We start from the raw sequence: 12,448 nt of genomic DNA on the forward strand, positions 1-12,448 counted from the left end.
ATTCCAAACTGGCTCGATCGAGCCGAGATGGTCAACCGATCGGATCTTCTGACACTTCGTCGAGTATTGACATCTTCCCTGCCCAGAACGGCGGGGTTTAGCCTTGAAATTTCCATAAACCTACACTCCCCGTCTGAAAATCGTTCTCGCCGGATCTCACATCCGTTTTCGCCCCGTCTGAACGGATCTCACCGATGCGCGTATGTCTGACGCAGTTCTTAAGTGAGCGGGGTGTGGACTCTACGACAATTCCCCGAACACACGGTGGCTACTCCGCATCGAACGTTACCACACGGCCAGGGTGTTTGGGAGAGAATACGATTGGAGGTCAGGATGGGACTGCTCACGAATCTTAAAGACAGCATATCACGGGTCACCGACGGACTGTTCGCGGCGGATGAACCCAAGCGAATCGGGATCTACGGGCCGCCGAACGCCGGAAAGACGACCCTCGCTAATCGGATCGCACGCGACTGGACGGGTGACGCCGTCGGGCCGGAGAGCCACATTCCACACGAAACTAGACGGGCCCGTCGCAAAGAGAACGTGGAGATCGAACGGAACGGCCGAAAGGTCACCATCGACATCGTCGACACACCGGGCGTGACCACGAAAGTCGATTACAAGGAATTCCTCGATCACGACATGGAGAAAGACGACGCTGTCCGTCGCTCTCGCGAAGCGACGGAGGGCGTCGCGGAGGCGATGCACTGGCTGCGTGAGGACGTCGACGGCGTCATCTACGTGCTCGATTCCACGACGGATCCCTTCACGCAGGTGAACACCATGCTCATCGGGATCATCGAATCGCAGGATCTACCCGCACTCATCCTCGCGAATAAGACGGACCTCCAGGACTCGGACGTCCAGCAGATCGCGAACGCCTTTCCCCAGCACGAAACGATCCCGCTGTCGGCGCTCGAAGGTGAGAACATGGACGAAGTGTACACCAAGATAGCGGAGTACTTCGGCTGATGCCCGGACCAACCCCTAACGTCGACGGCGGCGATCTCCCGTCCGACGACTCCCCTCCGGACGGGGACTCGTCCGACGGCGTCCGAATCGACATGATCAGCGGGGCTCGGATGGAGGGGCTCACCGGCATGGAGAAGATCCGTCTCATTCTCGACGGGGTCCGCGACGGAAACATCGTAATCCTCGAAGAGGGGCTCTCTCCCGACGAGGAGTCGAAACTTATCGAGGTGACTATGACCGAGATCAGCCCGGACGACTTTACGGGCATCGAGATCGAGACGTACCCCAAGGCGGAGACGAGCGATCAGAGCTTCCTCGATAAGCTGATGGGACGAAAGTCGGCCCAGAAGCTCACCGTCATCGGTCCGGCCAACCGGATCGAGACGCTACATAAAGACGAGAACCTCATCAGCACCCTCGTCTCCCGAAAATAGCCACTCCAAAAATGCCTCACCAGTGTACTAGCTGCGGCCGGACGTTCCCGGACGGCTCCAAGGAGATGCTCTCCGGCTGTCCGGACTGCGGTGGAAACAAGTTCCAGTTCAAACCGGAAGGGACATCGACACCTGAGCATCCGCCTTCCGGCTCGCCGGCATCAGATCAATCGCCTTCCGGATCGTCGTCGTCAGATCAACCACCGTCCGGATCGTCGTCGTCCGATCAATCATCTCCCGAACCATCGACGCACGATCGAGCATCTACCGGTCGATCGTCTGCCGGTCCATCGGATCATGAACCGGGTCAGCCGACGACGTCCGACGAATCCAGCCCATCGGACTCACCACCGAATCAAACCGGCGAGCCCAAGTCTGCTGAATCGTCCTCTCCCGAGGATCCACCCGCTGATCCACGGACCTCCGAATCCCCAACCGAAGACGACACCGAGCACGTACGTGAACGCAGCGAAGAGGATGTCGCTCAGGCGAGCGCCCGTACCGACGTCGTCTCCCCCGACGAACTGGACCGAGCGAGTCGGGATGTCGATACCCAGACACGACCTGACGCACCAGATTCCGACCGACCGGATGACGCCCGTCCGGACATCGGTGAACTTCGAGAAGAACTCAACGAACAGTTCGAGAGCATACGGATCGTGAGTCCCGGGAAGTACGAGCTGAATTTGATGGAACTGTACGACCGCCAGGAATACATCATCTCCCTGCAAGAAGACGGTCGATACGTGATCGAGATGCCCGACGCGTGGGGGATCTCGGACGAGTAGGTTGAGTAACACCTCGATCGTATCGTTCGAATTTTCTATCCCATCTCCATCCTTTTGGATCATTTACTAAATAAATGATCACTCTACTACTCATCACACCGGTGGTACTGAACGAAATAGTCATTTCGTAAACCATTGTCGAAGAAGACACAGTTATGCGGCTTCCTCTGTTACGGGTGCGCATGTCTACCGATCACGTTGCGGCCTCGGATTCTCGATCGGGCTCCCGCCCGATTCGACGACCCGCACGGACGCTGCCGAGCATCCGGTCCCTGCTGCGCGCATCCGTATACGAGTCCGCCGAAGGAAGTGGAGAACTTGGTGGCGGACGGAGTAATAGCGAACGGACTGATAGCGGGGTAACCGTATGCGCGTAGTCGCCAAGTTCGGCGGAACGAGTCTCGGTAGCGGGGACCGGATCGAACGCGCGGCGGATTCCGTCGCGAACGCCGTAGAGACCGGCCACGAGATCGCTGTCGTCGCCAGCGCGATGGGGTCGACGACCGATGACCTCCTCGACGATATAACGTTCCAGACGGACGACGCCGACCGCGCAGAGATCGTTTCGATGGGCGAGCGAACCAGTGTCAGGATGCTGAAGGCCGCGCTTTCGGTTCGCGGCGTCGACGCTGTGTTCCTCGAACCTGGTCACCCCGATTGGCCCGTCATCACGAACGAACTCGGGGAGGTCGACGTGGAGGAGACGAAGAAGCGCGCACACGCGATCGCGGAACGCATGGACGGCGTCGTCCCGATCATAACCGGGTTCCTCGCCGAGGATCACGACGGCAACGTCACGACGCTCGGCCGCGGCGGTTCCGACACGACGGCGGTCATGCTCGGCAACTACATGGACGCCGACGAGGTCGTGATCGTCACCGACGTGGAAGGTGTGATGACCGGTGACCCGCGCGTCGTCGAAGGAGCTCGAAACGTCGGGCAGATCACCGTCGACGAACTGCGGAACCTCTCGTTCCGCGGCGCGGAAGTCGTCGCCCCGTCGGCGCTCTCGTACAAGGACGAGGACCTCGCCGTCCGAGTCGTACATTACCAGCACGGGGACCTTCTCAGGGGTGGTACCCGAATAGAGGGGCAGTTCGAGAGCCTGATCGACATGCGCGAGGAACCCCTCGCGTGTCTCACCGTCGCCGGTCGAGCGATCCGAAACCGCTCGGGAATCCTCTCGCAGCTCGCGAACGCGATCCGCGAGGAGGAGATCAACATCGACGCGGTCGCCTCAGGGATGGATTCCGTCACGTTCTACGTCGACGTCGACAAAGCCGAGACGGCCGAGGCGCTCCTCCACGAGGCGGTCGTCACGGACGAAGCGCTCTCGTCGGTGAGCGTCGCCGACCCTATCGCCGTCATTCGAGTGACCGGCGGCGAGCTTCCGAACCAGCCCGGTGTCATCCAGGATATCATCGCACCGCTCGCGAAGGACGGTATCAACATCATCGACCTCATCACGAGCGCGACGTCCGTCGCGGTGTTCGTCGACTGGAACGATCGAGAAGAAGCGCTCGAAATCGTCCAGGACCGCTTCGACTGACACGGTTCGGCTCGTTCGACTGACACGGTTCGGCTCGTTCGACTGACACGGTTCGGCTCGTTCGACTGACACGGTTCGGCTCGTTCGACTAACTCGATCCTACTGGTTTGAGTTACCTCGACTGGTTCACCTCGAATCAGTCCGTCAATTTCTCGGATTCGATACGGTATCGCGTTGTTTCGCGATCGGCGAATCGCGGACCGGCCCCGACGGAATTGAACCCCACGCTTTCGACGATCTCCCCGATATCTTCGTCGTTCGGGACGACGGCTTCGACGGCCATCGACTCGCCGCTCGCGAAGCGCCGCGGCTCCTCGAACAGCCGCTGAACTGCCGGCTCGTCACCGCCGAAATCGGTCACGTGAACCGTCCTTCCGCGTACGTCGAACGCGAGAAATCCCGCCACGCTCGGTTCGTCGGCGTCGGTGTCCACACCCCGATCGACGTCCGAGACGGCGACGCGAACCGACCGGTCGTGGATCATATCGACCACGACACCTCGCGGCCGATCGATCACCGCGGCCAGCGCGTCGGCGTCGGATTCGAGTGCGTCACGGATTCGCATACCACGGCTATCCAGCGGACCAGTATAAATCCGGCGCGCACGGGATCGGCAGTCTCGACCGAGATCGGTCCGATTTGTCGACCGCTCCGTGCCATCAATTCCGGCTTCCGTCGTTCGGAGACGTCCGCCACCCGAATTGAGATGGATTTAAACGACGGGCGGACGGACGAATCGTATGAGCAAACCCACCACGATCGTGCTCGGAACGATCAGCGTCTCGGCCGTCTTGTCTGTTTTCATCATCCTCTCGTACGTCTTCGGGTGATGTTCTCGTCCCGTCCGCTCGACGACGATCTCGAGGCGGTTCGGGACCGACACGCCCCTGACTCCGCCGTCCTCGACGTCGACGCAAATTTCGAAACGCTACCGCCCGCGGTCGCAGAGGATCTCGGACTCTTCGTCGACGGGCTCGCGCCCGCGTCGTTTCCGGTCGAGTGGCTCCCGGACGACGCTCCTGCACTCCTCCGAAGGTACGCCGGTCCCCCCTTCACGGTCGGGCTCCCCGGCGGCGGAACCGTCGTCCGAACGACGCAGACGGACCCGCAGACGGTGCTCGTCAAGAAGCGGGCCGAGGGAACTCCCGACGATTTCCTCGCGTTGCTGATCGCCGACCGCCTGGTCCAGGTCGGAACCGAACCCGCTCGCGGCTCGCTTCCGGAGGACACGCCAGAGTTTCGTCTCCCGGAGAGCTTCCTTCCGTTTTTCGGCGAACGCTACCGTGACCTCGACGCCGCGATCCGACGCCCGGCCCCCGACGCGGACGCCTCCGCGACCGGACTGGGGCCCAGCGACGTCTTCCAGATCGCGACCGCGCTGTTCGACGCGTGGGTCGGGCTGTACACCCGCGAGGTCTTCGCGTCGTGGGAAGGGACCAGCCCTCGGTTGTTCGACGCGTGGGTTACCGCCGGCGACCGACTCGACGGACGACTCGGGGGCCTCCCCGGCGAGGTCGCTCGCGGGGAGACGGACTTCGCGAGCGCGACCGAATACGCCTGCTCGGCCGTTCGTCACGGACTCGATCTCCCGGCTCCGTTCGCCGCGCTCGACACCGCGGCCTATCGCGACCGCGGCGCTCCCTACGCGGTGGCGTGGGCGGAGAAGACGTTCGCGTCGATGACCGGAGAAGAGCGGTAGCGACTTCGTTCCGTTCTCAAACCGTCACGGTCACGTTCCCGCTGCCGTCGAGTTCGATGACGCCCTCGAACAGCTCTCGGAATCGGTCGAGGGTCGCGACCTCGTGGACCTCCTCGGAGAGGTGGAATATCCCGACCGCGTCGTGCTCGTCGAGGAGATCGAGAATGTCGGCCGCGGCGTCGAACACCGCGTCGTCGTCGGCGTAGTACGCCATCTCGGTGAGCGAGTCGACGGAGACGCGCCGCTTTCCCTCGTTTTCGGTCAGGAACCGCTCAACGCGATCGACGACTCCATCTAGGTCGTCGGGCGCGGAGACGTAGTACACTTCCTCGGAGGATCGTCGGGAGTAGCCTCGTTCGACGGAGAGTGTGTCGAGGATGGTCGCTTTCGTTTCGTCGACGTCGTAGTACTCCAGTTTCTGTTCGACTTCGCGCGCGGTCGTCCGCGTCGAGACGACGAGGAACGCGTCGGTGTCCGTCTTCAGAAAGTCGGTGTCGAGCCGATCCGTCTCGCCGATGCTCGGGTGGACGAGCAGGAGCCCCGTCCCTCCGGGGATCGTTTCCGGCCCGTTCTCGATGGCGAGCGAGTAGTCCATGGGATCGGAAATCGCCCGACCGACTTAACGATGCGGGCCGCGATGAGGCGCGGTCGATCTCCCTCCGCGATGCCGCGCGGTCGGCCTCCTCCCGCGAGGAGGCGAAGCCGGCCTCTCCCGTACCGTCGCGAGACGGAATTCGCCGGGCGGCACCCGGACGGTTTTTTCAGCGTCGCCCGCGTCGGTACACTCGATGCCCGGTCACGCCACCGCCCGCGACGTCTACCGACAGGCGCTGCCGGTGATCCTCGTCAGCCTCGTTGCCGGGCTGTTCGCGGGGACGATTCTCGGCTCCGAGACGATGCGCTCGTTCATCTCGGACGTCCCCGGCCTCCTCCTGTTGTTACCCGCGTTCCTCGCCACTCGCGGCGGTGTCTACGGCTCGCTCGGTGCCCGCCTCTCCACCGGGCTTCATCAGGGGCTCATCGAGCCCCAATTCCGGCTCGACAGGCGGCTGACGAACGCGATCGTCGCGTCGTTCATCAACGGCATGACCGTCTCCGTGTTCATCGCCGCGATCACGTACGCCTCGCTGGCGCTGTTCGGAGACGGCGGGAGCCTCCTCGAACTGGTCGGAATCATGCTCGTCGCCGGATTTCTCTCGGCTGTACTCATGATCTCGGTGCTGATATCCGTCATCTTCGTCGGGTACCGGCGCGGGCTCGATCCGGACAACGTGATCGGGCCCGTCGTCACGACGCTCGGGGACGTGTTCGGGGTGCTGTTCCTCCTCGTTGGCGTCTACGTCGTGGGGGTCGTGCTGTGACCGTCCCCCCGAGCGATTCATCTGTGTCCGACTCGTCCGGACCGAGTCCCGAAACCGACTCCGCGAGCGAACCTCCGGTACCCGACTCGCCCGAGCCGGCGTTCACGGACGAGTGGTCGATCCGTCGGATCGTCCGAACCATGGTCCCGCTCTTGGCGGCCCTTTCGGTGCTGCAGCTCGTCTCGGGAACCGTGCTCGAAACGTACGAAGAGACGCTCGTCCGGAATCCCGCGCTCCTCGTGTTGGTGCCGGTGCAGATCGGGACGGCCGGGAACCTCGCGTCGATCACCTGCTCGCGGCTCACCACGCAGCTGCACCTCGGAACGTACGAACTGAGCCCCACGAACCCCGATCTCCGTGCCAACGCGAGCGCCGTGTTCGCCCTCGCGGGAACCGTCTTCGGCGTCGTCGGCGTCGCCGCGTGGGCCATCGGCGTCGCCCTCGGCGGCACGCTCGAACTCGGTCGGGTACTCCTGATTTCGCTGGTTTCCGGAATGCTCCTCGCCGTCCTCGTCGTGATCACGAGCGTCGCTGCCGTGGAGGCCTCCTACCGCGTCGGACTCAACCCCGACGACACGACGATCCCCGTCGTCACCAACGTCTGTGACATCGCCGGCGTGCTGATCCTCTTCGCCGTCGTTTCCGTGGTGGTGTGAGGTCGCGACCGGGGTCACACCTCGCTGTGACCCCACCAATCCAGCCGTGGTCTCAGAACACGCTGTCGGCGGTCGCGGCACCGACCACGCTGAACACGGCACCGACCGAGACGGCTTTGAACGTCGTCGCCCACAGCTCGGCCCCCACGACGCCCTCCTGGATGAGGAAGGTGTCGGGGGCGTCGAACAGCACCGCGAGCACGAGCACGGAGCCGAACGCGACGATCATCAGCGAAACGAATCGGACCGGAATACCGGCGATGTCCCGCTCGTCGTCGGGGTCGCGTCCGGTGTCGGCCCGGTAGAGCGCCGCGTAGCCGATCAGCGCGACGACCCCGGCGGTCAAGGCCCCCTGTATCCAGTTCATTCCGGCGGCCAGCACCCACACCTCCTCGGTGACGACGAACGGTCCCGCGAGGAGGAATCCGCCGACCGCCTGCTGGGCGGAGTCGGCGACGCGGAACTTCGGTCGGCGGAGCTTCGTCGGCCGCTTCATATCTCTCGAAGGGACGCCAACCGGTAAAACACCGACGCTCACGCGTCGCCTTTCGCCGCCGCTCTCTCGTCCCCTTTCATCGGCAATTCCCGCGACCCGTACGGCTCCCGATGCGCCTTCGAACGGATTTTGTCCCGTCCCCCCGTCCCCCCGGTATGAGCGTTCGCGAGGAGTTCGACGACTGGGCGACGTCGGGGAAGGACCGCGGCATGGAGGACAGACACTGGCACACCGCCAAACACGTCCTCGCGCGGATGCCGGTCGAAGACGGCGACGCCGTCCTCGATCTCGGCACCGGTTCCGGCTACGCGCTCCGCGCGCTTCGCGAGCGCGGGATCGGCCGCGGGTACGGCCTCGACGGCGCGCCCGAGATGACGCGGAACGCGCGGAGTTACACCGACGACGACGCGATCGGGTTCCTCGTCGGCGACTTCGACGATCTCCCCCTCGCCGACGACTCGCTCGATCACATTTTCTCGATGGAAGCGTTCTATTACGCGGCCGACCCGCACACCACCCTCCAAGAAGTCCGGCGGGTGCTGAAATCGGGTGGGACGTTCTACTGCGCGGTGAACTTCTTCGAAGAGAGCGAGTCCACGCACGCGTGGCAGGAGAACATCTCCATCGAGATGACGCTCTGGTCGCGCGCGCAGTACCGCGAGGCGTTCCGCGAGGCCGGGCTGTACGTCGCCGAACAGGACGCCGTCCCGGATCGGGTAATCGAGATCCCGGACGCCACCGCGTTCCCGACCGAGGGCTACGAGACCCGAGAGGCGATGGTCGACCGGTACCGGACGTGGGGGACGCTTCTGACCGTCGGCGTCGCACCCTGAATCGTCCGTTTATTTATAAGTAATTGCTGCTGACGATATCTCCTCCTCCAACGCCCCAGCCGCTCGGTTATACGTTGTTGACGGTGCAGTGAACATCTCCAAAGCCCCAGCCGCGAGGACTCGATGCGCTCGCTGCGGTCCTCGCCGCTCGCTCCGGCGGTCCTTACGTCGCGCGTCTTCGTCCTCGCGACTGTCCCTTTGAGTCCCACCCAACCGCAACCGCACCGCAGTCTCACGCCTCCCCAGCCTCGCCGCTCGCGCTCTCCGAGCGCTCGCGGCGTCCCTCGTGCGGGCGGCTCGCGGCCTCGCGGCCGCTCACCGGCGCACGCCACCGCAGCACCACGATCATTTATAAATTATCACCGTCCGCAGCGGTGTCGCCTGTACCGGCCGCTCTTCAGCAGACCATTTCCTTCCGACGATTTAAACCGCAACGGGGCCCAAACACGGTCAATGCAACCGAGTTCGCTCTCCGGGCTTCCCGCGGGCGTCGGCGAGGCGCTCGAAGCGGAGGGCGTCGCCGAACTGTACCCGCCCCAGCAGGCCGCCGTGGAGGCCGGCGTCGTCGACGGCGACAGCCTCGTCGCGGCTGTCCCCACGGCCTCCGGAAAGACGCTAATCGCCGAGCTCGCCATGCTCTCGGCCATCGAGCGCGGCGGAACGGCCTTATACATCGTCCCGCTGCGCGCGCTCGCCAGCGAGAAGAAGACGGAGTTCGAACGCTGGGAGGACCACGGGATCACGATCGGCGTCTCCACGGGGAACTACGAGTCCGACGGTGAGTGGCTGGCGACCCGCGACATCATCGTCGCCACCTCGGAGAAGGTCGATTCGCTGATCCGCAACGGCGCGCCGTGGATCGACGACCTCACCTGCGTCGTGAGCGACGAGGTCCACCTCGTCGACGACTCGCACCGCGGACCGACTCTCGAAGTGACCCTGGCGAAGCTCCGGAAGGTCAACTCCGGCCTTCAGACCGTCGCGCTCTCGGCCACGGTCGGCAACGCCGGCGTCATCGCCGACTGGCTCAACGCCGAACTCGTCGAGTCCGACTGGCGACCGATCGATCTCCGCACCGGCGTCCACTTCGGTAACGCCATCGACTTCGACGACGGGAGCAAACGCGAGGTGCCGGTCGACCGCGGCGAGGACCAGACCGCCCGACTCGTCGCCGACGCGCTCGACACCGAGGAGGACGGACAGGGCGGCTCCTCGCTCGTCTTCGTCAACTCCCGTCGCAACGCCGAGTCATCGGCGCGCAAGCTGACGGACGTCACAGCCCCTAGACTGACCGGCCCGGAGCGGGACGACCTCCGCGAGCTGGCCGAGGAGATCCGCGGCGTCTCCGATACCGACACCTCCGAGGATCTGGCCGACGCCGTCGAACAGGGATCCGCGTTTCACCACGCGGGACTCGCGAGCGAGCACCGCTCGCTCGTCGAGGACGCGTTCCGCGCCCGGCTCATCAAGTGCGTCTCCGCGACCCCGACGCTCGCCGCCGGCGTCAACACCCCCGCCCGTCGGGTGATCGTCCGCGACTGGCGGCGCTACGACGGTGAGTTCGGCGGGATGAAGCCGCTCGACGTGCTGGAAATCCACCAGATGTGCGGCCGAGCCGGTCGTCCCGGGCTCGACCCGTACGGCGAGGCGGTGTTGCTCGCGAACGACGCCGACACGAAAGAGGAGCTGTTCGAGCGCTACCTCTGGGCCGACGCCGAGCCGGTGCGCTCGAAGCTCGCGGCCGAGCCCGCGCTCCGGACGCACGTGCTCGCCACCGTCGCCTCCGGATTCGCCTCCACGCGCGACGGGCTGCTCTCCTTCCTCGATAACACCCTCTACGCGACCCAGACGGACGACGAGGGCCGACTCGCTGCGGTCACCGATACCGTCTTGGACTACCTCGCCGCCAACGACTTCGTCGAGCGCGAACGCGACGCCGGGGCGGAGAGCCTCGCCGCGACCGGCATCGGCCACACCGTCTCGCGGCTCTACCTCGATCCGATGAGCGCGGCCGAGATGATCGACGGACTTCGAACGGTCGCGACCGGTGACGCCCCGAGCGATGTCGTCGACGCCGGTACCGGCACCAGCGCCGACACCGGCGAGTTCATCATGACGGCCGAGAACACGGACGACGACGAGCCCGGGTTCGGGACGTACGTGCGGGCCGATGCCGAAAACGGGGATGCGAGCGGGGAGGCCATAGACGGTGAGGCGAACGCGGACGCCGAGGACGGCGACGAAACCGCCGCCGCATCCTCCGAAGTCACCCCGCTCGGGATCTATCACCTCGTCAGCCGCACCCCCGACATGTACGAACTCTACCTGAAGTCGGGCGATCGCGAGACCTACACCGAACTCTGCTACGAGCGGGAGAAGGAATTCCTCGGCGACATCCCATCCGAGTACGAGGACGTCCGCTTCGAGGACTGGCTCGCGTCGCTGAAGACGGCTCGTCTCTTGGAGGACTGGGCGACCGAGGTCGACGAGGACCGGATGGCCGAGCGGTACGGCGTCGGCCCCGGCGACATCCGCGGGAAGGTCGACACCGCCGAGTGGCTCCTGCGCGCGGCCGAGACGCTCGCGCGGGACGTCGAGGGCGTCGACGGCGACACCGTCGTCGCCGTTCGCGAGGCCCGAAAGCGGATCGAGTACGGCGTCCGAGAGGAGTTACTCGATCTGGCCGGCGTCCGGAACGTCGGCCGGAAGCGGGCTCGTCGGCTGTTCGAAGCCGGGGTCAAGACGCGAGCCGACCTCCGGGAGGCCGACAAGGGGACCGTCCTCGGCGCGCTCCGCGGCCGCGAGCGCACCGCCGAGCGCATCCTCGAAAACGCCGGCCGCGAGGACCCCTCGATGGACGACGTGCGGCCCGATAAGTCGGCTTCGGCGGCGGCGACCGCCGGCTCCGCGAGCGACGAAGACGGCGAGGGACAGGCGAGCCTGGGTGACTTCCGATGAGCGACGAGTCGTCATCGACCCCGACCCAGGCCTCGACCTCGGCCTCGGCCCAGAACCCGGTCCCGCCCTCTCGGATCGTTCGCGGAACCGCCGCCGTAGACGACCTCGACGCGTTCCTCTCGTCGCTCGACGAGATCGCGTCGGAGACGGGCGCGGTCGTGCAGGCGTTCGACGCCGACCTCATCGTCTCCGACGCCCACCTCCGCGAGGCGACCCGGCTGGCCGCCCGCTCGATCGCTCGAAACGAGGCCGTCGCCCGCGATCCCGGCGTCGAAATCCTGCTGTACGCGGCCGGCCGCCGCCAGATCGACCGAGCCTTCGCGCTCGGCGTCGCGGAGGGAGAACGACGGATCGCCGTCCTCATCGCGGATTTCGGCGAGGTGACAGGGGCCGATCGACCGCCGGCCGACCTCGACGCCGCGCTCGCATCGGCCGAGGGGTTGGTAGATACCGCTCCGCCCGAACGGTCGGTGTCGACGACGGCGTCGACCGAGGAGCCGCCGGAGCGCAGATCGAATCCGTCGGCCACGTTCGACGCGGAGCGCGTACGGGAGTTCTACGACATCTCCGCTCGCGAACTCTCGGCCGTCGACGGCGACCTCGCGGACATCGTCCGAGAGCGTGTCGCGCTGCTCGATGTCGAAAAGTAGGGACCCCTTTACTTCGATTGGAAAACGCTGTACGTGGTGGAGATGTCGC

At 65.1% G+C, this 12,448-nt stretch carries 14 protein-coding genes; 11 read left to right on the forward strand and 3 right to left on the reverse strand.

Translation table 11 applies throughout. The features are described 5' to 3' along the window. Positions 1-333: 333 nt before the first annotated feature. From ACFQEY_RS05985 to ACFQEY_RS06000, 4 genes are all read left to right on the forward strand, one after another. A complete protein-coding gene (locus tag ACFQEY_RS05985) occupies positions 334-975 on the forward strand; it encodes an Era-like GTP-binding protein (protein WP_379765809.1) in 642 nt (213 codons plus the stop codon). Then, entirely contained in the window at positions 975-1,409 is a 435-nt protein-coding gene (locus ACFQEY_RS05990; protein ID WP_379765812.1) for a DUF2073 domain-containing protein, read from the forward strand. Before ACFQEY_RS05985 ends, ACFQEY_RS05990 begins: the two co-directional genes overlap by 1 nt. 11 nt (positions 1,410-1,420) lie before the next feature. Further along, a complete protein-coding gene (locus tag ACFQEY_RS05995; protein ID WP_379765815.1) occupies positions 1,421-2,197 on the forward strand; it encodes an OapC/ArvC family zinc-ribbon domain-containing protein in 777 nt (258 codons plus the stop codon). A gap of 367 nt (positions 2,198-2,564) precedes the next feature. Continuing rightward, positions 2,565-3,746, forward strand: a complete 1,182-nt coding sequence (locus ACFQEY_RS06000) for an aspartate kinase (RefSeq protein WP_379765818.1) — start codon at positions 2,565-2,567, stop codon at positions 3,744-3,746. 136 nt (positions 3,747-3,882) lie between these two features. On the opposite strand, the gene ACFQEY_RS06005 is transcribed toward ACFQEY_RS06000, so the two are convergent. Next, complete coding sequence (locus tag ACFQEY_RS06005) at positions 3,883-4,311, reverse strand: hypothetical protein (RefSeq protein ID WP_379765820.1); 429 nt, start codon at positions 4,309-4,311, stop codon at positions 3,883-3,885. A 175-nt stretch (positions 4,312-4,486) separates the two neighbouring features. On the opposite strand from ACFQEY_RS06005, the gene ACFQEY_RS18775 reads away from it, so the two are divergent. Further along, a complete protein-coding gene (locus ACFQEY_RS18775) occupies positions 4,487-4,576 on the forward strand; it encodes a hypothetical protein (RefSeq protein ID WP_459863860.1) in 90 nt (29 codons plus the stop codon). After that, positions 4,576-5,445, forward strand: coding sequence for a DUF7089 family protein (locus ACFQEY_RS06010; protein ID WP_379765823.1), 870 nt, complete (start codon positions 4,576-4,578; stop codon positions 5,443-5,445). Before ACFQEY_RS18775 ends, ACFQEY_RS06010 begins: the two co-directional genes overlap by 1 nt. A gap of 16 nt (positions 5,446-5,461) precedes the next feature. Here the strand turns inward: ACFQEY_RS06010 and ACFQEY_RS06015 are convergent, their stop codons facing one another. Beyond that, the gene (locus tag ACFQEY_RS06015; protein ID WP_379765826.1) at positions 5,462-6,040 is read right to left on the reverse strand and encodes a DUF7090 family protein; all 579 of its coding nucleotides are present in this window, start codon (positions 6,038-6,040) and stop codon (positions 5,462-5,464) included. A 193-nt stretch (positions 6,041-6,233) separates the two neighbouring features. Between ACFQEY_RS06015 and ACFQEY_RS06020 the strand changes: the two genes are divergently transcribed. Both ACFQEY_RS06020 and ACFQEY_RS06025 read left to right on the forward strand, forming a co-directional pair. Continuing rightward, positions 6,234-6,806 carry a magnesium transporter gene (locus tag ACFQEY_RS06020; protein ID WP_379765829.1) on the forward strand — a complete coding sequence of 191 codons (573 nt, stop codon included), beginning with the start codon at positions 6,234-6,236 and terminating at the stop codon, positions 6,804-6,806. 140 nt (positions 6,807-6,946) lie between these two features. Next, complete coding sequence (locus ACFQEY_RS06025) at positions 6,947-7,462, forward strand: magnesium transporter (RefSeq protein WP_379766071.1); 516 nt, start codon at positions 6,947-6,949, stop codon at positions 7,460-7,462. 52 nt (positions 7,463-7,514) lie between these two features. Here the strand turns inward: ACFQEY_RS06025 and ACFQEY_RS06030 are convergent, their stop codons facing one another. Then, positions 7,515-7,958, reverse strand: coding sequence for a DUF2391 domain-containing protein (locus ACFQEY_RS06030; protein ID WP_379765832.1), 444 nt, complete (start codon positions 7,956-7,958; stop codon positions 7,515-7,517). A gap of 155 nt (positions 7,959-8,113) precedes the next feature. On the opposite strand from ACFQEY_RS06030, the gene ACFQEY_RS06035 reads away from it, so the two are divergent. The 3 genes from ACFQEY_RS06035 to cgi121 all read left to right on the forward strand — a co-directional run bounded on the left by ACFQEY_RS06035 (position 8,114) and on the right by cgi121 (position 12,399). Continuing rightward, complete coding sequence (locus ACFQEY_RS06035) at positions 8,114-8,791, forward strand: class I SAM-dependent methyltransferase (RefSeq protein WP_379765835.1); 678 nt, start codon at positions 8,114-8,116, stop codon at positions 8,789-8,791. 453 nt (positions 8,792-9,244) lie between these two features. After that, positions 9,245-11,749: an ATP-dependent DNA helicase gene (locus ACFQEY_RS06040; protein ID WP_379765838.1), complete on the forward strand. Its 2,505-nt coding sequence runs from the start codon at positions 9,245-9,247 to the stop codon at positions 11,747-11,749. Then, on the forward strand, positions 11,746-12,399 hold the full coding sequence (cgi121, locus tag ACFQEY_RS06045; protein ID WP_379765841.1) for a KEOPS complex subunit Cgi121: 654 nt from the start codon (positions 11,746-11,748) through the stop codon (positions 12,397-12,399). Before ACFQEY_RS06040 ends, cgi121 begins: the two co-directional genes overlap by 4 nt. The last annotated feature ends 49 nt before the right edge of the window (positions 12,400-12,448 follow it).

The organism is Halorubrum trueperi, assembly GCF_042662525.1.
GTDB lineage: Archaea > Halobacteriota > Halobacteria > Halobacteriales > Haloferacaceae > Halorubrum > Halorubrum trueperi.

What these genes read in the sequence shown, in the direction of transcription:
- ACFQEY_RS06000 (WP_379765818.1), top strand. Translation starts at nt 2,565, where the DNA reads ATGCGCGTAGTCGCCAAGTTCGGCGGAACGAGTCTCGGTAGCGGGGAC.
- ACFQEY_RS06040 (WP_379765838.1), top strand. Translation starts at nt 9,245, where the DNA reads ATGCAACCGAGTTCGCTCTCCGGGCTTCCCGCGGGCGTCGGCGAGGCG.
- ACFQEY_RS06010 (WP_379765823.1), top strand. Translation starts at nt 4,576, where the DNA reads ATGTTCTCGTCCCGTCCGCTCGACGACGATCTCGAGGCGGTTCGGGAC.
- ACFQEY_RS06035 (WP_379765835.1), top strand. Translation starts at nt 8,114, where the DNA reads ATGAGCGTTCGCGAGGAGTTCGACGACTGGGCGACGTCGGGGAAGGAC.
- ACFQEY_RS06005 (WP_379765820.1), bottom strand. Translation starts at nt 4,311, where the DNA reads ATGCGAATCCGTGACGCACTCGAATCCGACGCCGACGCGCTGGCCGCG.
- ACFQEY_RS06025 (WP_379766071.1), top strand. Translation starts at nt 6,947, where the DNA reads ATGGTCCCGCTCTTGGCGGCCCTTTCGGTGCTGCAGCTCGTCTCGGGA.
- ACFQEY_RS05985 (WP_379765809.1), top strand. Translation starts at nt 334, where the DNA reads ATGGGACTGCTCACGAATCTTAAAGACAGCATATCACGGGTCACCGAC.
- ACFQEY_RS05990 (WP_379765812.1), top strand. Translation starts at nt 975, where the DNA reads ATGCCCGGACCAACCCCTAACGTCGACGGCGGCGATCTCCCGTCCGAC.
- cgi121 (WP_379765841.1), top strand. Translation starts at nt 11,746, where the DNA reads ATGAGCGACGAGTCGTCATCGACCCCGACCCAGGCCTCGACCTCGGCC.
- ACFQEY_RS05995 (WP_379765815.1), top strand. Translation starts at nt 1,421, where the DNA reads ATGCCTCACCAGTGTACTAGCTGCGGCCGGACGTTCCCGGACGGCTCC.
- ACFQEY_RS18775 (WP_459863860.1), top strand. Translation starts at nt 4,487, where the DNA reads ATGAGCAAACCCACCACGATCGTGCTCGGAACGATCAGCGTCTCGGCC.
- ACFQEY_RS06020 (WP_379765829.1), top strand. Translation starts at nt 6,234, where the DNA reads ATGCCCGGTCACGCCACCGCCCGCGACGTCTACCGACAGGCGCTGCCG.
- ACFQEY_RS06015 (WP_379765826.1), bottom strand. Translation starts at nt 6,040, where the DNA reads ATGGACTACTCGCTCGCCATCGAGAACGGGCCGGAAACGATCCCCGGA.
- ACFQEY_RS06030 (WP_379765832.1), bottom strand. Translation starts at nt 7,958, where the DNA reads ATGAAGCGGCCGACGAAGCTCCGCCGACCGAAGTTCCGCGTCGCCGAC.